Here is a 20672-nt window from a genome sequence, read left to right as displayed (position 1 = left end):
GTCCGCGATGCCGTTGCCGATGGCCCCGTAGTCGCGGACATGGAACATGCGCTCGGCGAAGACGCCGGCGGTGATCTGCGCGAAGGTGGCGCGCCGTGTCTCGGCCGCCGCGCCGCTGCCCTGCACGACCGGCGCGAGGTCGGCGGCGGCCAGCGCCGTGGCGGCGGGAAGATCGGAAATCCTGGTGTCGGGCATCGGCCTCTCTCTTCTGTTGCGCTGCGCGGAGGGATCGCGGCCGCGGTCAGACGAGCAGCCGGTCGCCGGCCTCCGTCAGCAGCACGTCGCCCGCCTGCGTCAGCAGGGTGAAGGCGGCGCCGACCGAGAAGGGGGGCGAGGTGTCGGTCAGCATGGGATAGGCGGGGGCGACGACGCGCAGCGTGTAGCCGTTGCCCGGCGCCGGGGCGGGCAGGCTGGCGCTGGCCGCCCCGTTGCTCACCACGGCCGATTGCGGGCCGCGCACCGTCTCGCCGCTGGCGTCCGCGATGGAGAAGTCCACTGTCGGGATGGCGCCGACCACCGTCGCCTGCGCCTCCACCGTGCCGCCGGCGACGACGGTGCCGCCGATCGGCAGCAGCAGCAGCGTCATCGCCAGTGCGGTGGCAAGCTGCTTCACTGAGAAGCGCTGCGCCGAGGAGCGGTTGACGCGGAAGGGCACGGTCGCCGTGTCCACCACGACGCCGCCGGGGATCACGGTGTTGGGCCGGACCGTGGTCAGCGTCAGCGCATCCGCGGCCTGGAGGAACATCACGTCGCCGGCCGCGAGGCGGTTGGCCGCCTGCGCGAAATAGCCGGCCCCCAGCGCCTCGGCGCGCGTGTCCGTGGTGCGGTAGAGCCAGAGGGTGAAGCCGCTGTTGGCGATCAGCGGGATCAGGGCGTTGTTGTCGAAGGGCATGCGGGGCTCCGGTCGGGCGCGCGCGGCCGCGGCCCCCCCGCCGCCCGGCCCCGGGCCCCGGGGGGGCGGGGCAGGGACGGGGTCACGCCCCGCGCCCCGCCGGGGGGGGGCGGGGGGGGCGGGGGCGGGGGGGCGGCGCGGACCGGGACCAGGGGATGGCGGGCAAGGAACGGATTCCGGCCGCGCGACGCGCGTGGCCGGCGCGGAGCGGGCTCCGCGCTGAGTGCAGGACGAAGAAGTATCAGGGATTTCCCGGGGCGGCTGGACGCACTTCGCCCCGTGGCGAGAGCCTTCTAGCGCGCGTCGGCGGCGGACGTCAAGAACTAAATCCTATCACACCCAAGGCGATCGGCGCGGGTGGGCGGCTCCTGCGCCGCACAGACGGCGTGCTAGTCTCCGCCGCGACCGGAACCGGGAACGCCCAGAGATGATCCTGCGACGCCTGCTCCTGCTGCTCGGCGCCAGCCTGCTTGCCGCCATGCCCGTCGCGCCGCGCGCGCAGGACCGCGTGGTCAACGTGTTCAACTGGAACGACTACATCGACCCCGCGATGCTGGAGCGCTTCACGCGCGAGACCGGCATCCGCGTGCGCTACGACGTGTTCGACAGCCTGGAGACGCTCGAGGGCAGGCTCTCGGCCGGGCGCAGCGGCTACGACATCGTCGTGCCGACGAGCGAGCCGACCTTCTCCCGCCTTGCGCGCGTCGGCGGCCTGCTGCCGCTGGATCGCGCGCAGCTCCCGAACCTCGCCAACCTCGATCCCGCGCTGATGCGCCAGGTGGCGAGCTCGGACCCCGGCAACCGCTTCGGTGCGCCCTATCTGTGGGGCACGATCGGGCTCGGCGTGAACGAGGCGCGGGTGCAGGCCCTGGCGCCGGATGCGCCGATGGACAGCCTGGCGCTGCTGTTCGATCCGCGCCATGCCAGGCGAATCGCGCGCTGCGGCATCACCATGATGGACAGCGCGACGGATGTGATCCCGACCGTGCTGCGCTATCTCGGCAAGGACCCGAACAGCACGAGCAACGACGATTTGCGCGCGGTGGAGCAGACGCTGATGGCGATCCGCCCGCATATCCGCAACTTCTCGACCGGCGGCGTGATCGAGGCGCTGGCCAGCGGCCAGACCTGCCTCGCCTTCGCCTATTCCGGCGACGTGATCCAGGCCGGGGCGCGCGCGGCGGAAGCGAAGCAGGGCGTCGCGGTGCGCTACGTCGCCGGCAAGGAGGGCGCGCAACTCTGGTTCGACATGCTGGCGATTCCCGCCGATGCGCCCAATCCCGGCAACGCGCATGCCTTCATCAACTTCCTGCTGCAGCCGGATGTGATGGCGGCGATCACCACCGCGGTCGGCTACCCGAACGGCATCCCGGCGAGCCGCGCCCTGGTCGCGCCGGAGATCGCGAACGACCCGGCGGTGTTCCCCGACGAGGCGCTGCGCGCGCGCTTCTTCACCATCGGGCCCGTGCCGCAGGCGGCGGAACGCGCGCGCAACCGGATGTGGGCGCGGTTCAAGGCGGGGCGGTGAGTTCGCGTCCGATCGCGGACGGGCGGAGCCCCGAAGGGGCGAGCACCGGGAGCGTGAATCGGCCGCGCGACGCAACGCGCCCCGGCTCCGCGGAGCCGTGGCGCGATCCGAATGTCGAGCCCTTCCTCCGCATCGAGGGGCTGACCAAGCGCTTCGGCGATTTCGTCGCACTGGACCGCGTCGACCTCTCGATCTGGCGCGGCGAGTTCTTCGCGCTGCTCGGCGGCTCGGGCTCCGGAAAGTCCACGCTCCTGCGCTGCCTCGCCGGGCTGATCGAGCCCGATTCAGGGCGCATCCTGCTGGATGGCCAGGATATGGCGCAGGTTCCGCCCTATCGCCGGCCGGTGAACATGATGTTCCAATCCTATGCGCTGTTCCCGCACATGGACGTGGCGCGCAACATCGCCTTCGGCCTGCGCCAGGAAGGCGCTTCCCGCGCCGTCATCCGCGAGCGCGTGGCGGAGATGCTGGCGCTGGTGCGCATGGAAGGCTTCGGCGCGCGGCGGCCGGACGAGCTCTCCGGCGGCCCGCGCGCGCGCGTCGCGCTGGCCCGCGCCCTGGCCAAGCGCCCCAAGCTGCTGCTCCTGGACGAGCCGCTCTCGGCGCTCGACAAGAACCTGCGCGAGGCGACGCAGTTCGAGCTGGTCAATATCCAGGAACGCACCGGTACCACTTTCGTCATCGTCACCCATGACCAGGAGGAGGCGATGACGATGGCGACGCGGCTTGCGGTGATGGACCGCGGCACGCTGGCGCAGGTCGGCACGCCGGGCGAGGTCTACGAATTCCCGAACAGTCGCTTCACCGCGGAATTCCTGGGCACCGCCAACATCCTCGAAGGCGTGGTGGAGGCGCTGACGCCGGGCGGCGCGCGCATCGGCAGTTCCGAATTCGACTTCGACATCCTCTCGGAAGGCGAGCCGCCCAAGCCCGTCGGCAGCCGCGTCTTCGTGGCCGTGCGCCCCGAGCGCATGCGCATCGAGCGCGCGGCGGAAGGCGCCGCCTTCGGCGACAACACCGTCATCGGCCGCGTCCGCGACATCGCCTATTTCGGCGATTTCTTCGTCTACTACGTGGTGCTGGACGGCGGGAAGGAACTGCGCGTCAGCCAGCCCAATTTGCGCCGCATCACCGAACGCCCGGTGGACTGGGACGACCTGGTCGCCGTCTCCTGGGCGCCTGAAGCCTCGGTGGTGCTGCCGGAATGACCGCGGCGCGCCGCCGCCTGCTGGTGTTGCTGCTGCCGCTGCTCTGGATGGCGGTGTTCTTCGTCGCCCCCTTCGCCATCGTGCTGTCGATCGCCTTCGCGGAAGCCGCGGAGGGCCTGCCGCCCTATGCGCCGCTGCTGCGCTGGGTGGACGGGGCGCTGACGCTGCAGCTGAACTTCCAGAACCTCGCGCTGCTGGCCGAGGATTCCTTCTATCTCGACGCGTATCTTCTCAGCCTGCGCGTCGCTGCGATCTCCGCGCTGCTGTGTCTGCTGGTCGGCTACCCGATGGCGCTGGCCATCGCGCGCGCGCCGGAACGCTGGCGCGTGCCGCTGCTGCTGCTGGTGATCCTGCCCTTCTGGACATCCTTCCTGCTGCGCATCACCGCCTGGATCGGCATCCTGCAGGACCAGGGCTGGCTGAACGGGCTGCTGCTGGCGCTCGGCGTGATCGAGGCGCCGCTGCACCTGCTCTACACCGAATTCGCGATGTATCTCGGCATCACCTATTGCTACCTGCCCTTCATGGTGCTGCCGCTCTACGCCTCGCTGGTGAAGCAGGATCCGGCGCTGCTCGATGCCGCGGCCGATCTCGGCGCGCCGCCCTGGCGGAGCTTCCTGACCATCACCCTGCCGCTGTCGCTGCCGGGCATCATCGCGGGCTTCCTGCTGGTCTTCATCCCGGCGGTCGGCGAGTTCGTCATCCCGGAGCTTCTGGGCGGTCCCGGCGCGCAACTCATCGGCCGCGTCCTGTGGACGGAATTCTTCCAGAACCGGGACTGGCCGCTCGCCTCCGCGCTCGCCTCCGTCCTGTTGCTCGCGCTGGTGCTGCCGATCGCGCTGTTCCAGTGGCGCTTCGCCGGGGAACGCCGGCGATGAGGCGCGCGGCCAGGCTGGCGCTGCCGCTCGGGCTCGGCTTCGCCTTCCTCTACCTGCCCATCCTGCTGATGGTGCTGTTCTCCTTCAACGACAGCCGGATGGTGACCAGCTTCACCGGCTTCTCCACGCGCTGGTATGCCGCGCTCTGGAAGAACGAGGCGCTGACCGGCGCGCTGTTCCTTTCGCTGCGCATCGCCGCGGTCTCCGCCACGATGGCGACGATCCTCGGCGTGCTCGCGGGCTTCGCGCTCGCCCGCTTCGGGCGCTTCCGCGGCCGGCCGCTCTTCGCCGCCGTGATGGCGGCGCCGCTGGTGATGCCGGAGGTCATCACCGGCCTCTCGCTGCTGCTGTTGTTCGTCGCCATGGAGCAGGCCTTCGGCTTTCCCGCCGGCCGCGGCGCCTCCACCGTGGCCATCGCGCATGCCACCTTCGGCGCGGCCTATGTCGCGGTGGTGGTGCAGGCCCGGCTTGCGGAGCTGGATGCCAGCCTGGAGGACGCGGCGCTCGACCTCGGCGCCCGGCCTTGGGCGGTATTCTTCCAGGTGACCCTGCCGCTGGCTGCGCCGGCGGTCGGCGCCGGCTGGCTGTTGGCCTTCACCCTGTCGCTCGACGACCTGGTGGTGGCGAGCTTCGTCTCCGGCCCCGGCGCCTCCACCCTGCCGATGGTGATCTTCTCGGCCGTGCGGCTGGGCCTGACGCCGGAGCTCTATGCGCTGGCCACGCTGCTGGTGCTGGCCGTGGCGCTGGCGCTGCTGCTGGCCTGGTGGCTGCTCCGCCCCCGCCGCGCCTGACCGCCGCCACATTCCCGGCGTCTGGCTGCGGCAGGGTCCTGCCCATGCGCCGTTTCCTGGCCATCCTTCCCCTGCTCCTGCTCGCGGCCTGCGCCGAGGTCTGGACGCGTCCCGGCACGCCGGAGGCGGTGGCCGAGGCGACCCAGGCCGCCTGCCGCGACCAGGCTGCCCTCGCCGTGCCGCCGCAGATGCTCTGGGTGATGGTCCGCCCGGCCGGCTATTTCCCCGAGACACGCTGCTGGCGAGGCAGGGAGGGGCGCGAGGAGTGCCGGACCTTCTCCCGCTGGCGGCCGGCCGACTACGATCTTGTGGATGTGAATGCCGGCCCGCGGGACGCCTGGCGCCGGCAATGCCTCGCCGCCCAGGGCTTCACCTTCCAGGGCTACCGGGCGCTACGCTTGGAATGACCGGCCTGCGCCGCTTGCAGGTGGACGCCCCGCCCCGCGGCGGTTAGGAAAACGGCCGGCCGCACCCGGACCGGGCGCGGCAGGGAAACCCGGACCGCCATGAACCTGATCGCCGACCGCCTCGACCGCATCTCGCCCTCGCTGACCATCGCCATGACGGCGAAGGCCCGCGCGCTGAAGGCCGAGGGCCGGGACGTGATCTCCCTCGCGGCCGGCGAGCCGGATTTCGACACGCCGCGCAACGTGAAGGACGCGGCCATCGCCGCCATCGAGCGGGGCGAGACGAAATACACCGACGTCGCCGGGACGATGGCGCTGCGCAAGGCCGTCTGCGAGAAGTTCAAGCGCGACAACGGCATCGAGTACAAGCCGGAGGAGATCCTCGTCGCCACCGGCGGCAAGCAGGTGATCTTCGACGCCATCGTCGCCACCATCAATCCGGGCGACGAGGCGATCATCCCCGCCCCGTGCTGGGTCAGCTATCCCGACATCGTCTCGCTCGCCGAGGGCAAGCCGGTCATCGTCCCCTGCGGCCCCAACCAGGGCTTCAAGATGACGCCGGAGCAGCTGGAGGCCGCGATCACGCCGCGGACCAAGTGGCTCATCCTCAACAACCCGTCGAACCCGACCGGCGCCGGCTACACGGCGGAGGAGCTGAAGGGCCTGGCGGAAGTGCTGCTGCGCCACCCCGAGGTCTGGATCTTCTCCGACGACATCTATGAGAAGCTGACCTACGGCATCCAGTTCGCGACCATCGCGCAGGTGGAGCCGCGGCTGAAGGACCGCACCGTCACGATGAACGGCTGCTCCAAGGCCTATGCCATGACCGGCTGGCGCATCGGCTTCGCCGGTGCGCCGGTGAAGCTGATCAAGGCGATGGACAAGCTGCAGAGCCAGTCCACCTCCAACACCAGCAGCATCTCCCAGGCCGCGGCGATCGAGGCGCTGACCGGCCAGCAGGACAGCGTGGAGGAGATGCGCAAGGTCTATCAGCGCCGGCGCGACATGGTCGTCTCCATGCTGAACAAGGCGCCGGGCGTGCGCTGCCCGACGCCCGAGGGCGCCTTCTACGTCTTCCCCGACATCCGCGGCTGCCTGGGCAAGGTGAGTGCTGGCGGCACGAAGATCGAAACTGACGAAAATTTCTGCCTCGCGCTGCTCGAGGAACAGGGCGTCGCCACGGTGCACGGCGCCGCCTTCATGTTCCCCGGCCATTTCCGCATCAGCTACGCGACGGACGACGAAAGCCTGCGGGACGCCTGCACCCGCATCCAGAACTTCTGCGCCGGGCTGAAGTGATGCCGCTCGGCTTCCGTCCCGCGACGGAAGCCGAGTTCGCATTCATCCTGGACCTCTCGATCCGCACCATGCGCGCGCATCTGGAGCGGATCGGGCGCTACGACCCGGAACGCCGCCGCGCGCGCATGCGCCAGCATCTCGAGGCCGGCAGCCTGCAGCTGATCGAGCGAGACGGCGCCGTGCTGGGCTGCCTCGGCCTCTACGACCGCGGCGCGCGGATGGAGCTGCACAGTTTCTTTCTCGAGCCCGCTTTGCAGGGCAGGGGCCTCGGCGCCGACATCTTCGCCGCGCTGCGTGCCAGCAACCCCGGCCGCGCCTGGTGGATCGAGGTGTTGAAGGAAAGTCCGGCGCGCCGCTTCTGGGAGCGCCAGGGCTTCGTGCTGACCGGCGAGGCACCCTTCGACTGGATCCTGGAACGCCCGGCGGATTGAGCCGCGCCGGGGGGCGGACTAGTTTCCCGCCGCGTTTCCGCCCTTGCCGCCGCCCCGAGAGATCCACCCGATGCCCGCCCTGGCTGCCCGCCTGAAGGATGTTCCGCCCTCCGCCTCCGTCGTGATGACGGTGAAGGCGCGCGAGCTGCAGGCGCAGGGCATCAAGGTCATCAGCCTCGCCGTCGGCGAGCCCGATTTCGAGACGCCGGCGCATGCCATCGAGGCCGCGCACCAGGCCGCGCTGCGCGGCGACACCAAATACCCGCCGCAGGATGGCACGCGCGCGCTGAAGGAGGCCGTTCAGCGCAAGTTCCGGCGCGACAACAACCTCGACTACGCGCTCGACGAGATCATGGTCGGCAATGGCGGCAAGCAGGTGCTCATGGACGCCATGCTGGCGATGCTCGATCCCGGCGACGAGGTGATCATCCCCTCGCCCTACTGGATCAGCTACGCGGACATGGCGCGGCTGGCGGGCGGCGTGCCGGTGACCGTGACCTGCCCGCAGAACAACGGTTTTCGGCTTCGGCCGGAGGATCTGGAAGCGGCCATCACGCCGAAGACGAAGCTGCTGATGCTGAACTTCCCGTCCAACCCGACGGGCGCGGCCTGCTCGCGCGCGGAGATGCAGGCGATCGGGGAGGTGATGCTGCGCCATCCGCATGTCTGGATCCTGACGGACGACATGTACGAGCACCTCGTCTACGACGATTTCGAATTCTGCACGATCGCCGAGGTGGAGCCGCGGCTGAAGGACCGCACGCTGACGGTCAACGGCGTCTCCAAGACCTATGCGATGACCGGCTGGCGCGTAGGCTTCTGCGGCGGGCCCAAGGATCTGATCAAGGCGATGGTGAACATGCAGGGCCAGATCTCGTCGGGCATCAGCACGGTCGGCCAGGCCGCCGCGGCCGCCGCGCTGGACGGGCCGCAGGACCTCGTGAAGCAGCGCGCCGCGATCTACAAGGCGCGGCGCGACATGGTGGTGGAGATGCTCGACGCCGCGCCGGGCGTCACCTGCCACAAGCCGGAAGGCGCCTTCTACGTCTTCCCCAACATCGCCGGCTGCCTTGGCAAGACCACTGCCGGCGGGCGACGGATCGAGACGGATCGCGACTTCGCCCTCGCTTTGCTCGAGGAGAAGCATGTCGCCGTGGTGCATGGCGCGGCCTATGGCATGAGTCCCTATCTGCGCATCTCCTACGCCACCGACACGGACGCGCTGCGCGAAGCCTGCGCGCGCATCCAGGATTTCTGTCGCGAGCTGCGGTGACACCGAAGCTCCGTCCCGGGCGCGACGACGACGCGGAAGGCTTCATCCGCCTGGTCGGCGATTGCTGGTCCGAGTATCCCGGCTGCATCCTCGACGTGGATGGGGAGGAGCCGCATCTGCGCGCCCTCGCGACCTATTTCGCCTCGGCCGGCGGTGCGCTCTGGGCCGCGGAGCAGGAAGGCCGCATCGTCGGCAGGGCCGCGCCGCGGCCGATGCAGCAGGATTCCGCGTGGGAGATCTGCAAGGTCTATGTCGCGAAGCCCGCGCGCGGCACCGGCCTCGCGCATGACCTGCTCGCCGCCGCGGAGGGCCATGCGCGCGCGGCCGGCGCGGAACGCCTGGTGCTCTGGACCGATACCCGCTTCGAGACGGCACATCGCTTCTACGAGAAGCGCGGCTTCGTCCGCCAGGGCTCCATCCGCATCCTGGACGACATCTCGAACAGCCTCGAATTCCGCTACGCCAAGCCGCTGCGCGGCCTGGTGGTGGAGGCGCTGGACGCCGCCGCAGCCGCGAGCGCGGAGCGGCGCCTGGCCGAACTGCTGGTCAATGCCGTTGCCGGCGGCGCAAGCCTGGAATGGCTGCCGCCGCTCGATCCGGGCGTCGCACGCGCGTACTGGAAGGGCGTCTCCTCCGAGGTTGCGCTCGGCAAGGCGGTGCTGCTGGTCGCCTGGCTGGAGGGCGAGCTGGTCGGCACGGTGCAGCTCGGCCTCGCCACGCCGGAGAATGCGCCGCATCGCGCGGAGGTCAGCAAGCTGCTGGTGGACCCGCGCATCGCGCGCCAGGGCGTCGGCCGCGCCCTGATGCAGCGGGCCGAGCAGGCCGCGCGCGGCATCGGGCGGCGCCTGCTGGTGCTCGACACGCGCCGCGGCTCGGCGGCGGAGGCGCTCTGTCGCGACCTCGGCTGGACCGAGCTCGGCGCCATCCCCGGTTTCGAGCTCGACGCGGCGCGCCGGCCCGCGGATGTGGTGTTCTTCTGGAGGGCGATCGGATGATCACGCCGGACTGGGTGCGGCTGATGGCCGCCTACAATGCCGAGATGAACCGCCGCCTCTACGCCGCCGCGGACGGGCTGACGCCCGCGCAGCGCAACGAGGACCGCGGCGCCTTCTTCGGCTCGATCCAGGGCACGCTGAGCCACCTGCTCTGGGGCGACCGCACCTGGATGTCGCGCTTCGACGGCTGGGAGAAGCCGGAGGGCGGGATCCGCACCAGCCCCACCCTCTACCCGGAGTGGGAGGCGCTGAAGGCCGCGCGGATCGAGGCCGATGCCGGCATCGAGGCCTGGAGCCGGCGCGTGACGCCGGAGTGGCTCGGCGGCCGGCTGACCTGGTTCAGCGGCGCGATGGGGCAGGAGATTTCGCGCCCGATCGCGATGCTGGTCACGCATTTCTTCAACCACCAGACCCATCACCGCGGCCAGGTGCATGCGCTGCTGACGGGCTTCGGCGCGCGCACCGGCGACACCGACCTGCCCTTCATCCTCGCCCCGGATGTTCTCGCCGCGGGCTGACCGCTTGCCTCGCCCCGCCGCCGCGCGGCATGGTGCGGGGACGCTGCAGACCGGGCCCGAGCCTTGGACGAGACCGAACGCACGATGATCCGTCGCACCGCCCCGGCGCCCACGCCGGGGGAGGATGCGATCCTGCATGTCCTGCAAGTGGAGGCGCCGCCGGAAGATCCTGCGCGGCGCGTGATCCTGGGCGAGTTGCCGATCCGGATCGGCCGCGTCGCCGGCAACGACCTGGTGCTGGCCTCGGGCGAGGTGTCGCGCAACCACTGCGCCGTCGTGGTCGAAGGCGGGCGGGCGATCGTCACCGATCTCGGCTCGACGAACGGCACCTTCGTGAACGACCAGCGCCTGACCGCGCCCACACCGCTGGAGGAGGGATCGCGGCTGCGGATCGGCCCCTTCCTGCTGGCCTATCTGCGCGGACCGCGCCGCACGCTGGAACGCGCGGCGGAGCTGGAGCGCAACCTCGATCGCGCGGCGCGCTATGTCCGCGCCCTGCTGCCGCCCGCCATTCCCGAGGGCCCGGTGCGCGCGCACTGGGCCTTCGAGCCTTCGGTGCGCGTGGGCGGGGACGGCTTCGGCTACCGCCCGCTGCCGGATGGTCGCTTCGCGGTCTGGCTGATCGATGCCGCCGGCCATGGCATCGATTCGGCCCTGTTGGCCGCCTCCGCCATGACAGTGCTGCGGGAGGGCGGGCCGCCGAACACCGAGCCCGGCGATTGCGCCGCGGTGCTGGCCGCGCTGGACGGCATGTTCGACACCGAACGCCATGACGGCCTTTTCTTCACGCTGTGGTACGGCGTCTACGACCCGCGATCGCGGCGCATGGTGCATATCGCCGGCGGCCATCACCCGGCTTATCTGCTGGCGCCGGGCGGCGCCGAGCCGGTCGCGCTCGGCACGCGCAACCTGCCGGTCGGCGCCGGCCTCTGGGGCCGCACGCCGCAGACCGGCGAGGCGGCGATCCCGCCCGGCGCGCGCCTCTACCTGTTCAGCGACGGCGCCTTCGAGACGCGGCGCGCCAACGGCCAGCAGAACGCGATGCCCGACTTCCTGCCGGTTCTGACCGCGCCACCCGTGCCCGACCTGCCCGAGCCGGAGCGCCTGCTGCGCGCCGCGCGCGAATTGGGCGGCGGCGCCGAGTTCGAGGACGACGTCTCCATCCTCGTGCTCGATTTCCCCTGAGGGCTACGGCGCTTCCAGGAACCGGTCGAGCGCCGCCAGCACCGCCTCCGGCGCCTCCTCCGCCAGGTAGTGCCCGGAGGCGACGGGGCCGCCGCTGACCGGGCCGCTGGCATAGCGGCGCCAGACCTCGAGCGGCTCGTACCAGGCGCCGATCTTGCCCTTCGCGCCCCAGAGCGCGAGCAGCGGGCATGCCACGCGCTGCCCCGCATCGCGGGTCGCGCGGTCATGCACGAGGTCGATCGTGGCGGCGGCGCGGTAATCCTCGCAGATCGCCGCCACCGTGCCGGGCGTGCGCAGCGCGGCCAGGTAGTCGGCCCGCGCCTCCGGGTGGAAGAAGCCCTTGTCCTTCGGCTCGCGCGAGGTGTGGAGGTCGAACCAGTCCTCCACGTCGCGCAGGATCATGCGCTCCGGCAGCGGGTGGCGCTGCGCCAGGAAGAACCAGTGCCAGTAGCCCATGGCGAAGGCCATGTCGGCCGTCTCGAAGTGGTGCAGCGTCGGCACGACGTCCATCACGCAGAGCCGCGCGACGGCATCCGGCGCATCCAGCGCAAGCCGGTGGGCCACGCGCGCGCCGCGGTCATGCGCGACGACCTGGAAACGCTCGAAGCCGAGGTCCCGCATCAGCGCGAGCATGTCGGCCGCCATGGCGCGCTTGGCATAGGCCGCGTGATCGGCCGAGACCGGCGGCTTGCCGGAAAGCCCGTAGCCGCGCAGGTCCGGGCAGACCACGGTGAAGCGCCGCGCCAGCACCGGCGCCACCTTGTGCCACATCGCATGGGTCTGCGGGTTGCCGTGCAGCAGCAGCAGCGGCGGACCCGCGCCGCCGCGCCGCAGGCGCAGGGCGACGCCATCGGCGCCTGCGCGCGCCTCCGTCACGAAGCCTTCGAACATCGCGCCCTCCATCCCACGGCAGCCTAGCGAAAGTCGCACCGGTTGACCCCTGCGGCGGCCGGGGCGCAGCCTTGCGGCGGGAAACGTGCCGGGAGGCCTCAGGGTGATGCGCGTCGGTTTCATCGGCATCGGACGCATGGGCTGGCCGATGGCCCGCCGTCTGGTCGAGGCGGGGCACCAGGTCGCGCTGCACGATGCCGTGCCGGGCCGCGCCGCCGGTTTCGCGGCGACCCATGGCGGCACCGCGGCAGAGGACGCGGCGGCGGCCGCAAGGGGGGCCGAGGCCGTCATCACCATCCTGCCCACCAGCCGCGAGGTCGAGACCGTCGTCGCCGCCATCGCCCCCGTGCTGCCGCGCGGCGCGGTGGTGATCGAGATGTCCTCGGGCGAGCCCTCGGCCACGCGGAGCATGGCGGCGCGGCTGGCCGAGGCGGGGTTGGCGATGGTGGATGCGCCGGTCTCGGGCGGCGTGGCGCGGGCCGAGACGGGGCAGCTCGCCATCATGACCGGGGGCGATCCGGCGGTGCTGGACCGCGTCGCGCCGCTGCTGGAGGCGATGGGCAGCAGCATCATGCGCTGCGGCGACATCGGCGCCGGCCACGCGATGAAGGCGCTGAACAACCTGGTCAGCGCCGCGGGCTTCCTGATCGGCGTCGAGGCGCTGCTGATCGGCAGCCGCTTCGGCCTCGATCCCGCGGTGATGGTGGATGTGCTGAACGCCTCCACGGGCATGAACAACTCCACGCAGAAGAAGCTCAGGCAGTTCGTGCTCTCGCGCGGCTTCGATTCCGGCTTCGGGCTGGACCTGATGGTGAAGGACCTTTCCATCGCCCTGCAGGTGGGGCGGGAGACGGCGACGCCGGCGCCGCTCGCCGCCCAGACGCGCGAGCTCTGGGCCGCCGCCGCGTCGCTGCTCGGCCCCGGCCAGGACCACACGGCCGCCGCCCGCTTCGCGGAGGCGCTGGCGGCCTCGGAACTCTCCTCCCCCCAGGTGCCGCGGAAGGGCTGAGCCATGTGGCAGGTCTTCGCCCTGCGCTACGCGCATCACGACCGTCCCGCGCAACAGAACTTCCTCATGCCGGTCGAGGATGCGCATGACGCCATGCCGATGGACTACTTCGTCTGGCTGCTGCGCGGCCCGGACGGGCGCGAGGTGCTGGTGGACACCGGCTTCGACGCCGCGACCGCCGCGCGCCGCGGCCGCACCATCCTGCGCCCGGTCGCCGAGTGCCTCGCCGCCATCGGCAGCGACGCCGCGGCGATCCGTGACGTGGTGATCAGCCACCTGCACTACGACCATGCCGGCAATCTCGGGCTGTTCCCCAACGCCACCTTCCACATCCAGGACCGCGAGGTCGCCTTCGCCACCGGCCGCCACGTCTGCACCGCCTGCATCCGCGCGCCCTTCGAGGTGGAGGACGTGGTGAAGCTGGTGCGCGCGGTCTACGCCGAGCGCGTCTGCTTCCATGACGGCGAGGGCGAGGTCGCGCCGGGCGTCACCCTGCACCGCGTCGGCGGCCATTCGGACGGGCTGCAGATGGTGCGCGTGACCACCGCGCGCGGCCCGCTGGTGCTGGCGGTGGACGCCGCGCACTACTACGCCAACATCACACGCCGGAATCCCTTCCCGATCGTCTATGACCTCGGCGCGATGATCCAGGGCTGGCGTCGCGCGCGGCAGCTTGCCGGCGGCGACGACAGCCTGGTCATTCCCGGACATGACCCGCTGGTGCGGGAGCGCTTCCCGGCCGCGGACGGGGAAGGGGAGGTGCTGCGCCTCGACCTGCCGCCTATTCGTTGACGAAGGACCAAGCGGCGAGTCCCAGCCCGACCACCGCGAAGAGCATGGACAGGCCCGGCCAGGTCGGCTTCGGCCCGCGATGGCCGAAATACCAGTTGGCGGCGATCGAGCCGAGCAGCGCCGCGGTCGCGTCCGCCCAGTCGCCGCGGGCATAGCCGCGCACGATCAGCACGCCCCAGGCAATCAGCGCGGCATAGGCCAGACCCTTCCAGAGCAGGTCCGACACCGCATTCGCGGGTCGCATCGCCGGATCGGCCGAGCGGGTATGGATATAGGCCGCGACCGAACAGAGCAGGGCGGCGACGAAGGCAGCGGACATGGCGACGCATTACGGCCGCAGGCGCGGCCCGCGCAAGCGGGGCCGCTATGCCAGCCCGGCCATCTCCCGCCATTCGGCCTCGCTCAGCGTCCGCACGCCGAGTTCCGCCGCCTTGGTCGCCTTGCTGCCGGCATCGGCGCCGACCACCACGAAGTCGGTTTTCTTCGAGACGCTCTTGGTCACCTTGGCGCCCAGGCGCTCGGCCTGCGCCTCGGCCTCGTCGCGGCTCATGGTCTCGAGCGTGCCGGTGAAGACCATCGTCCTGCCGGCGAAGGGGCTGTCGGCGGCCGCGGCAATCTCCGCATCCTCAGGCGTCACTTCCCGCGCCAGGTCATCGAGCGCGGTGCGGTTGTGCGGCTCGAGGAAGAATTCGGCGAGTTCCGTGGCGATGGCCGGGCCGATGCCCTGGATGGAGCCCAACTCCTCCCGCGCCTCGCTGCCGATGGTGGTCGCGGCCTGCATCTTCGCCCGCCATTCCGCGAAGCCGTGATAGTGCCGCGCCAGCAGCTTCGCATTGGCCTCGCCGATGCGGCGGATGCCGAGGGCGAAGATGAAGCGCTCCAGCGGCACGCTGCGGCGTGCCTCGATCGCGTTCAGCAGATTGGCGATCTTCCGCTCCCCCCAGCCATCCCAGGACCGCAGCGTCTCCGCATGCCGCTTCAGCCGGAAGATGTCGGCCGGCGTGCGCACCAGACCGGCGTCGAACAGCGACTGAAGGATCTCCTCGCCCAGCCCCTCGATGTCCATCGCGTTCCGGCGGGTGAAGTGGATCAGCCGTTCCACCGTCTGCGCCGGGCAGATCAGGCCGCCGGTGCAGCGGCGCACCACCTCACCCTCCGGGCGCACGGCATGGCTGCCGCAGGCGGGGCAGACGGTCGGGAAGGCGAAGGGCTGCGCATCCTTCGGCCGCTTCTCCGGCACGATGCCGAGGATCTGCGGGATCACGTCGCCGGCGCGCTGGACGATGACGGTGTCGCCGATGCGCACATCCTTCCGCGCGATCTCGTCCTCGTTGTGCAGCGTCGCATGTGTCACCATCACGCCGCCGACGCCGACCGGCTCCATCACCGCACGCGGCGTCAGCGCGCCGGTGCGGCCCACCTGGATCTCGATGTCGAGCAGCCTTGTCGTCGCCTGCTCCGCCGGGAACTTCCAGGCGATCGCCCAGCGCGGCGCGCGGCCGACGAAGCCGAGACGCCGCTGCCAGTCCAGCCGGTTGAGCTTGTACACCACGCCGTCGATGTCGTAGCGGAGCGCGGCCCGGCCTTCCGTCATGCGTTGCTGAAAGGTGGCGGCCGCTTCCTCGTCGGCCAGCATCTCCGAGAGCGGGTTCACGGGGAAGCCCCAGCCGCGCAGCCGGTCCAGCCACGCCCAATGCGTCTCCGCCGGCTGCTCGCTCGCCTCGCCCATCGCATAGGCGAAGAGCTTCAGCGGCCGCTCGGCGGTGATGGCGGGATCGAGCTGGCGCAGCGATCCGGCGGCGAAGTTGCGCGGATTGACCGGGATGGTGATGGCGGGGCCGACCTTCTCGCCGCGCGCGCGCCGCGCCTCGCGCTCCTCCGCGGCCGCGACCTGCGCGGCGCGGAAGGCGAGGAAGTCCGTCTTCTCGCAGAACACCTCGCCGCGAATCTCGATGCGCGCCGGCGCCCTGCCCTTCAGCCTGCGCGGCAGGTCTGCGAGCGTGAGGAGGTTGCGGGTGACGTCCTCGCCTTCCGTCCCGTCGCCGCGCGTCGCGCCGCGGACGAACTGCCCGTTCTCATAGGTGAGGTTGATCGAAAGCCCGTCGATCTTCGGCTCGGCCACGAATTGCAGCGGCTCCGCATCTTCCAGCCGCAGGAAGCGCCGGATGGAGGTGCAAAAACTCCGAAAGTCCTCGCCGGAGAAGGCATTGTCCAGGCTGAGCATCGGCACGCCGTGCCGCACGGAGGAGAAGCCCTCCGCCACTTCGGCGCCCACGCGCCGGCTCGGCGAATCCTCCCGGATCAGCTCGGGGAAGCGCGCCTCGATGGCGCGGTTGCGGCGGACCAGCGCGTCATAGGCGGCGTCGCTGATCTCCGGCGCGTCCTTGGCGTGATAGAGCGCGTCGTGATGCGCGATCTCGGCCGCCAGCGCCGCAAGCTCGGCCTGCGCCTCCTCCTCGGTCAGCTGCTCCGGCTTGCGGGCGCGCAGGGTGGCGTCGGTCGTCATGCGTCCTCCCCGGCCGCGCGCTCGCACGCGGCGCGGATCACAGCAGCCCGCCCGCCAGCAGGCTGTCCGCCGCCGCGCGCGCCGCTTCCGTCACGCGCTCGCCGGCCAGCATGCGGGCGATCTCCTCCCGCCGCGCGCCGTCGTCGAGCGGCGTGACGCGCGTCTCCGCCCGCCCCGCCTTCACCTGCTTCGCGACCGAGAGATGCCGCGCGCCGCGTGCCGCCACCTGCGGCGAATGCGTCACGACCAGCACCTGCAGCCGCTCCGCCACGCGCGCCAGGCGCTCGCCCACAGCGGCCGCCGTGGCCCCGCCGATGCCGCTGTCCACCTCGTCGAAGACCAGCGTCGGCACCGGCGATCCGCGCGCCAGCACCACCTTCAGCGCCAGCATCAGCCGCGACAGCTCGCCGCCGCTCGCCACCTTGTCGAGCGCGCCCGGCGCCTGCCCGGGATTGGTCGAGACCAGGAAGGTCACGCGGTCCACGCCCTCCGGTCCCCAGGCGCCTTCCGGCTTCGGCGCGACCTCCACCACCAGCCGGGCGCGGTCGAGCTTCAGGGGCGGCAATTCCCGCGCCACCGACTTTTCCAGCTTCGCCGCCGCGGCACGCCGCGATTCGCTGAGCCGGCCCGCCGCGTCCAGATAAGCCGTGCGCGCAGACGCCGCCGCGCGCTCGGCCGCCGCCACGCGGTCCGTTCCGGCATCCAGCGCCGCCAGCCGCGCCTTGAGCGTGGCCAGCAGCGCCGGCAGTTCGACCACCGGCACCAGATGCTTCCGTGCCGCGGCGCGCAGCGCGAAGAGACGCTCCTCCACCTGCTCGAGCCGGCGCGGATCGGGGCCCGATTCATGCGCCAGCCGCTCCATCGCGGCCTCCGCCTCCGCCAGCGCATCCAGCGCGCGGCCGAGCGCTTCCAGCGCCGGCTCGGCCTCGGTGTTCGGTGCCGGCAGGCGTTCCAGCGCACGCACCGCGCCGCGCAGCGCCACCGCCGGGTTGGCGGCCCGCCGGTCGCGCGGCGCCAGCGCCGCCAGCGCCTCGGCGATCGCCTCGCTGCGCCGTTCGCCCTGCTGCAGCTTCTGCCGCTCGGCCGCGAGCGACTCCTCCTCGCCCTCTTCCGGCGCCAGCCCCTCGAGCTCGGCCACCGCGTGGCGAAGGAACGCCTCGTCGCGCTGCGCCGCGGCGATCTCCTCGCGCGCCGCGGCCAGCGTCTGCGTCGCGGCGCGCCAGGCGCGATGCGCCTCCGCCACCGCGCCGCGCAGCGCCTCGAGCGCGCCGGCGGCGTCCAGCAGCCCGGCATGGGCGGCCGGATCGGCCAGCCCGACCTGCTCATGCTGCCCCTGCACCTCGACCAGCAGCGCGCCCAGCCGGCGCAGCAGCGCGAGCCCCACCGGCTGGTCGTTGGCGAAGGCGCGCGAGCGGCCATCGGCCGTCACCACGCGACGCAGCACCAGCTCGTCCTCGGCCTCGATCCCCTGCTCGGCCAGGATCGCCCGCGCCGGGTGGTCATCCGGCAGCGAGAAGGCGGCGGCCACGCTGGCCTGCGCCTGGCCCGCCCGCACCAGCCCGCTCTCGGCGCGCGCGCCGAGCGCCAGGCCGAGGCTGTCCAGCAGGATGGACTTGCCCGCGCCGGTCTCGCCGGTCAGCACGGTCAGCCCATTGCCGAACCCGAGGTCGAGACGCTCGATCAGCACGACGTCGCGGATGGCGATCGAGGTCAGCACGGCACCCTGCCAGCGCGCGCGCGGAAGGAATCGGCGGTCATCGGAATGACCGCCGGGCTCAGAACAGGCTGCCGACGTTCCGCTGCCACCAGCCGGGCCGCTCCGCGCCGGAGCCCGGCCCCTCGACCAGCAGTGCGTAGCTGTCCTGGTACCAGTCGCTCCCGGGGAAGTTATGGCCAAGCACCGAGGCGGTGCGGCGGGCCTCATCCGTCAGGCCGAGCGCCAGGTAGATCTCGGTCAGGCGATGCAGCGCTTCCGGGACGTGGTTGGTCGTCTGGTATTCCTCGACCACCCGGCGAAAGCGTCCGATCGCCGCCACATAGAGCCGGCGGTTCTGATAGAACCGGCCGATCACCATCTCGTGCCCGGCCAGGTGGTCGCGGCCCAGATCCATCTTCAGCCGCGCATCGCGGGCATAGGGCGTGTTGGGGAAGCGGTTGATCACGTCCTGCAGCGCCGCCATGGCCTGCTCGGTGGTCCGCTGGTCCCGCTGCGTGTCGTTGATCTGCTCGTAGAGCGAAAGCGCCCGCAGGTAGTAGGCATAGGCGATGTCGCGATGCGCCGGGTGAAGCTGGATGAAGCGATCGAGCGCGCCGATCGCCTCCGTGTAGCGGTTGCGCATGTATTCGGCATAGGCGCTCATCAGCTTCGCGTTCGTGGCGAAAGCCGAGTAGGGATGCTCGCGCTCCACGATGTCGAACAACTCGCCGGCGCGCGCATATTGCTGGGCGTTCAGCGCCTCCATGCCGGCGGCGAAGAGGCTGTCGGCCGAGGAATCGGCGGTCTGCTGCCGCAGGGTGGGGTTGAGGCTCTCCTGCCGCCCGTCCCACAGCGAGCCGCAGGCGGCGATCGGCAGCACCAGCGCCAGGAGCAGAGGCAGGCGATGGAGCATCGGTGTCCAGGTCCGCATGGCCGGAGCTATACCACGGTGCGGCACGCAGCGGGCAAGGCGCCCCACGGCGCCTTTTCGCTGCGGCTCAGGCGATGGCGGGTGCGGCGGCGACCGGCAGGCGGCTGACCGCGGCGCCTTCCGCGGCGAGCTGGCCATCGGCCAGGCGCCACGCGGCGCGGTCGGCGAACAGCGCGCGCAGCAGGCGATTGTTCAAGCCGTGGCCCGAGCGGTGGCCCACGAAGCGGCCGGAGATGGCCGCCCCGGCCAGCGCCAGGTCGCCCACCACATCGAGCAGCTTGTGCCGCACGAATTCGTCCGGCCGGCGCAGGCCGGCGGGGTTCAGGACGAGCGGGCCATCCACCACGACGGCATTGGCCAGGCTGCCGCCCTGCGCCAGGCCCGCTGCCCGCAGCCGGGCGATGTCCTCGGCGAGGGCGAAGGTGCGTGCGTCGGCCAGGCCGCCGCGGAAGCTGGCCGCGGTGACTCGCAGCGACAGGTGCTGGCGGCCGATGGCGGTCGCCGGAAACTCGATCGTCAACGCGGCTTCGAAGCCCGGGGTGGAGGAGGGGTGGAGCTCGGCGAAGGCCTCGCCGTCCTCCACGCGGACCGGGCGCAGCACTTCCAGCACCGGCGCGGCGATCGGCAGGGCGGTCGTTCCGGCGCAGTCGATCAGGAAGACGAAGGGCGCCGCGGAGCCGTCGAGGATCGGAACCTCCGGCCCGTCCAGCTCGACGATGGCATCGGTGACGCCGGTGCCGGCGAGTGCGGCCATCACATGCTCGACCGTGCCGATCCGCGCCTGCGGCGCATCCGCAGCCACCAGGGCCGTGCAGAGCCGCGTATCGACCACGCGGTCGAACCGCGCCGGGATCTCGATGCCGAGGTCGCCGCGACGGAAGACGATGCCGGTTCCGGCCACGGCCGGGCGCAGCACCATCGTGACCCGCCGGCCGCTATGCAGCCCGACGCCCACGCAGTGGATCGCCGACTTCAGCGTGCGCCTGCTGGCGATGTCGATGGTGAGGAAGCCGTCCATTCCTGCTCCGAGACCCGCTGCGCAGCAACGCCCGAAGAACGATTCGGATGCTGCGGCCCGAGACGCCGCAGAGGGGCGTCCCAGCCATCAGGTGCCATTGCCGGGGCTGGAACGCCATTCAAGCCTTGTTTCGCCATATTACGTCACAAGGCTTTGTTTTTGCTCACTTAGTGCGCTGCAAAATCGCCCCAGTTCCGCCTCAATTGCTCTGCCGCCGCAGGAAGGTCGGAATGTCGAGTCCCATCTCTTCCTGTGGGGCGATTCGCGATGCCGGCCGAACAACCGACTCTGTCACCGGCTCCACCCGCGGCGCCGCCGCCGGCTGGGCAGAGGCCTCCGGCGATTCGCGCCGCATCAGGCCGGAAAGCCCGGTCGCGGTGCGGAACAGGCTCCGCAGCCCGCCGCCGGATGCCGCCGGCGCCGG

21 protein-coding genes and 1 pseudogene are annotated in these 20672 nt (G+C 71.6%); 13 read left to right on the top strand and 9 right to left on the bottom strand.

All coding sequences use genetic code 11. The features are described from left to right. On the bottom strand, positions 1-195 hold a 195-nt coding region (locus AC1MIR_RS16665; protein WP_480029302.1), incomplete at its 3' end, for a hypothetical protein. A gap of 46 nt (positions 196-241) precedes the next feature. Then, a complete protein-coding gene (locus tag AC1MIR_RS16660) occupies positions 242-892 on the bottom strand; it encodes a hypothetical protein (RefSeq protein WP_480029301.1) in 651 nt (216 codons plus the stop codon). Between the two features lie 427 nt (positions 893-1319). Here AC1MIR_RS16660 and AC1MIR_RS16655 point away from each other — a divergent pair, with 427 nt between their 5' ends. From AC1MIR_RS16655 to AC1MIR_RS16605, 11 genes are all read left to right on the top strand, one after another. Further along, positions 1320-2420 (top strand): polyamine ABC transporter substrate-binding protein, encoded by a 1101-nt coding sequence (locus AC1MIR_RS16655; RefSeq protein WP_480029300.1) that lies wholly within the window; start codon positions 1320-1322, stop codon positions 2418-2420. 53 nt (positions 2421-2473) lie between these two features. After that, on the top strand, positions 2474-3628 hold the full coding sequence (locus tag AC1MIR_RS16650; protein ID WP_480029299.1) for an ABC transporter ATP-binding protein: 1155 nt from the start codon (positions 2474-2476) through the stop codon (positions 3626-3628). Next, on the top strand, positions 3625-4506 hold the full coding sequence (locus tag AC1MIR_RS16645; protein ID WP_480029298.1) for an ABC transporter permease subunit: 882 nt from the start codon (positions 3625-3627) through the stop codon (positions 4504-4506). The genes AC1MIR_RS16650 and AC1MIR_RS16645 overlap by 4 nt, the downstream gene beginning before the upstream one ends. After that, positions 4503-5297: an ABC transporter permease subunit gene (locus AC1MIR_RS16640; RefSeq protein ID WP_480029297.1), complete on the top strand. Its 795-nt coding sequence runs from the start codon at positions 4503-4505 to the stop codon at positions 5295-5297. Before AC1MIR_RS16645 ends, AC1MIR_RS16640 begins: the two co-directional genes overlap by 4 nt. A gap of 44 nt (positions 5298-5341) precedes the next feature. Further along, a complete protein-coding gene (locus AC1MIR_RS16635) occupies positions 5342-5704 on the top strand; it encodes a hypothetical protein (RefSeq protein ID WP_480029296.1) in 363 nt (120 codons plus the stop codon). Between the two features lie 99 nt (positions 5705-5803). Then, the gene (locus AC1MIR_RS16630; protein ID WP_480029295.1) at positions 5804-7003 is read left to right on the top strand and encodes a pyridoxal phosphate-dependent aminotransferase; all 1200 of its coding nucleotides are present in this window, start codon (positions 5804-5806) and stop codon (positions 7001-7003) included. Then, positions 7003-7434, top strand: coding sequence for an N-acetyltransferase family protein (locus tag AC1MIR_RS16625; RefSeq protein ID WP_480029294.1), 432 nt, complete (start codon positions 7003-7005; stop codon positions 7432-7434). The genes AC1MIR_RS16630 and AC1MIR_RS16625 overlap by 1 nt, the downstream gene beginning before the upstream one ends. Positions 7435-7504: 70 nt before the next feature. Further along, positions 7505-8707: a pyridoxal phosphate-dependent aminotransferase gene (locus AC1MIR_RS16620; protein ID WP_480029293.1), complete on the top strand. Its 1203-nt coding sequence runs from the start codon at positions 7505-7507 to the stop codon at positions 8705-8707. Then, on the top strand, positions 8704-9702 hold the full coding sequence (locus tag AC1MIR_RS16615; RefSeq protein ID WP_480029292.1) for a GNAT family N-acetyltransferase: 999 nt from the start codon (positions 8704-8706) through the stop codon (positions 9700-9702). The genes AC1MIR_RS16620 and AC1MIR_RS16615 overlap by 4 nt, the downstream gene beginning before the upstream one ends. After that, the gene (locus AC1MIR_RS16610; RefSeq protein ID WP_480029291.1) at positions 9699-10220 is read left to right on the top strand and encodes a DinB family protein; all 522 of its coding nucleotides are present in this window, start codon (positions 9699-9701) and stop codon (positions 10218-10220) included. The genes AC1MIR_RS16615 and AC1MIR_RS16610 overlap by 4 nt, the downstream gene beginning before the upstream one ends. An 84-nt stretch (positions 10221-10304) precedes the next feature. Beyond that, positions 10305-11405 carry a PP2C family protein-serine/threonine phosphatase gene (locus tag AC1MIR_RS16605; RefSeq protein ID WP_480029290.1) on the top strand — a complete coding sequence of 367 codons (1101 nt, stop codon included), beginning with the start codon at positions 10305-10307 and terminating at the stop codon, positions 11403-11405. Between the two features lie 3 nt (positions 11406-11408). On the opposite strand, the gene AC1MIR_RS16600 is transcribed toward AC1MIR_RS16605, so the two are convergent. Beyond that, positions 11409-12296: an alpha/beta fold hydrolase gene (locus AC1MIR_RS16600; RefSeq protein ID WP_480029289.1), complete on the bottom strand. Its 888-nt coding sequence runs from the start codon at positions 12294-12296 to the stop codon at positions 11409-11411. A 106-nt stretch (positions 12297-12402) separates the two neighbouring features. Here AC1MIR_RS16600 and AC1MIR_RS16595 point away from each other — a divergent pair, with 106 nt between their 5' ends. Both AC1MIR_RS16595 and AC1MIR_RS16590 read left to right on the top strand, forming a co-directional pair. Next, the gene (locus tag AC1MIR_RS16595) at positions 12403-13305 is read left to right on the top strand and encodes an NAD(P)-dependent oxidoreductase (protein ID WP_480029288.1); all 903 of its coding nucleotides are present in this window, start codon (positions 12403-12405) and stop codon (positions 13303-13305) included. A 3-nt stretch (positions 13306-13308) separates the two neighbouring features. After that, the gene (locus AC1MIR_RS16590) at positions 13309-14097 is read left to right on the top strand and encodes an N-acyl homoserine lactonase family protein (protein ID WP_480029287.1); all 789 of its coding nucleotides are present in this window, start codon (positions 13309-13311) and stop codon (positions 14095-14097) included. Here AC1MIR_RS16590 and AC1MIR_RS16585 read toward each other — a convergent pair. From AC1MIR_RS16585 to AC1MIR_RS16560, 6 genes and pseudogenes are all read right to left on the bottom strand, one after another. Next, the gene (locus AC1MIR_RS16585) at positions 14087-14416 is read right to left on the bottom strand and encodes a hypothetical protein (protein ID WP_480029286.1); all 330 of its coding nucleotides are present in this window, start codon (positions 14414-14416) and stop codon (positions 14087-14089) included. The genes AC1MIR_RS16590 and AC1MIR_RS16585 overlap by 11 nt on opposite strands. A gap of 45 nt (positions 14417-14461) precedes the next feature. Continuing rightward, complete coding sequence (ligA, locus tag AC1MIR_RS16580) at positions 14462-16603, bottom strand: NAD-dependent DNA ligase LigA (RefSeq protein ID WP_480029285.1); 2142 nt, start codon at positions 16601-16603, stop codon at positions 14462-14464. A gap of 37 nt (positions 16604-16640) precedes the next feature. Further along, positions 16641-18320 carry a DNA repair protein RecN gene (gene recN, locus AC1MIR_RS16575; protein ID WP_480029284.1) on the bottom strand — a complete coding sequence of 560 codons (1680 nt, stop codon included), beginning with the start codon at positions 18318-18320 and terminating at the stop codon, positions 16641-16643. Positions 18321-18378: 58 nt separating this feature from the next. Further along, positions 18379-19212, bottom strand: coding sequence for an outer membrane protein assembly factor BamD (locus AC1MIR_RS16570; RefSeq protein ID WP_480029283.1), 834 nt, complete (start codon positions 19210-19212; stop codon positions 18379-18381). A gap of 85 nt (positions 19213-19297) precedes the next feature. Continuing rightward, complete coding sequence (gene lpxC, locus AC1MIR_RS16565) at positions 19298-20248, bottom strand: UDP-3-O-acyl-N-acetylglucosamine deacetylase (RefSeq protein WP_480029282.1); 951 nt, start codon at positions 20246-20248, stop codon at positions 19298-19300. 199 nt (positions 20249-20447) lie between these two features. After that, a pseudogene (locus tag AC1MIR_RS16560) lies at positions 20448-20672 on the bottom strand (cell division protein FtsZ); the annotation flags it as partial.

The sequence above is a fragment of the Falsiroseomonas sp. RANM36 genome, assembly GCF_056682175.1.
Note: the sequence above shows the minus strand (reverse complement) of the source record. Positions and strands in the feature narration are given on the sequence as shown.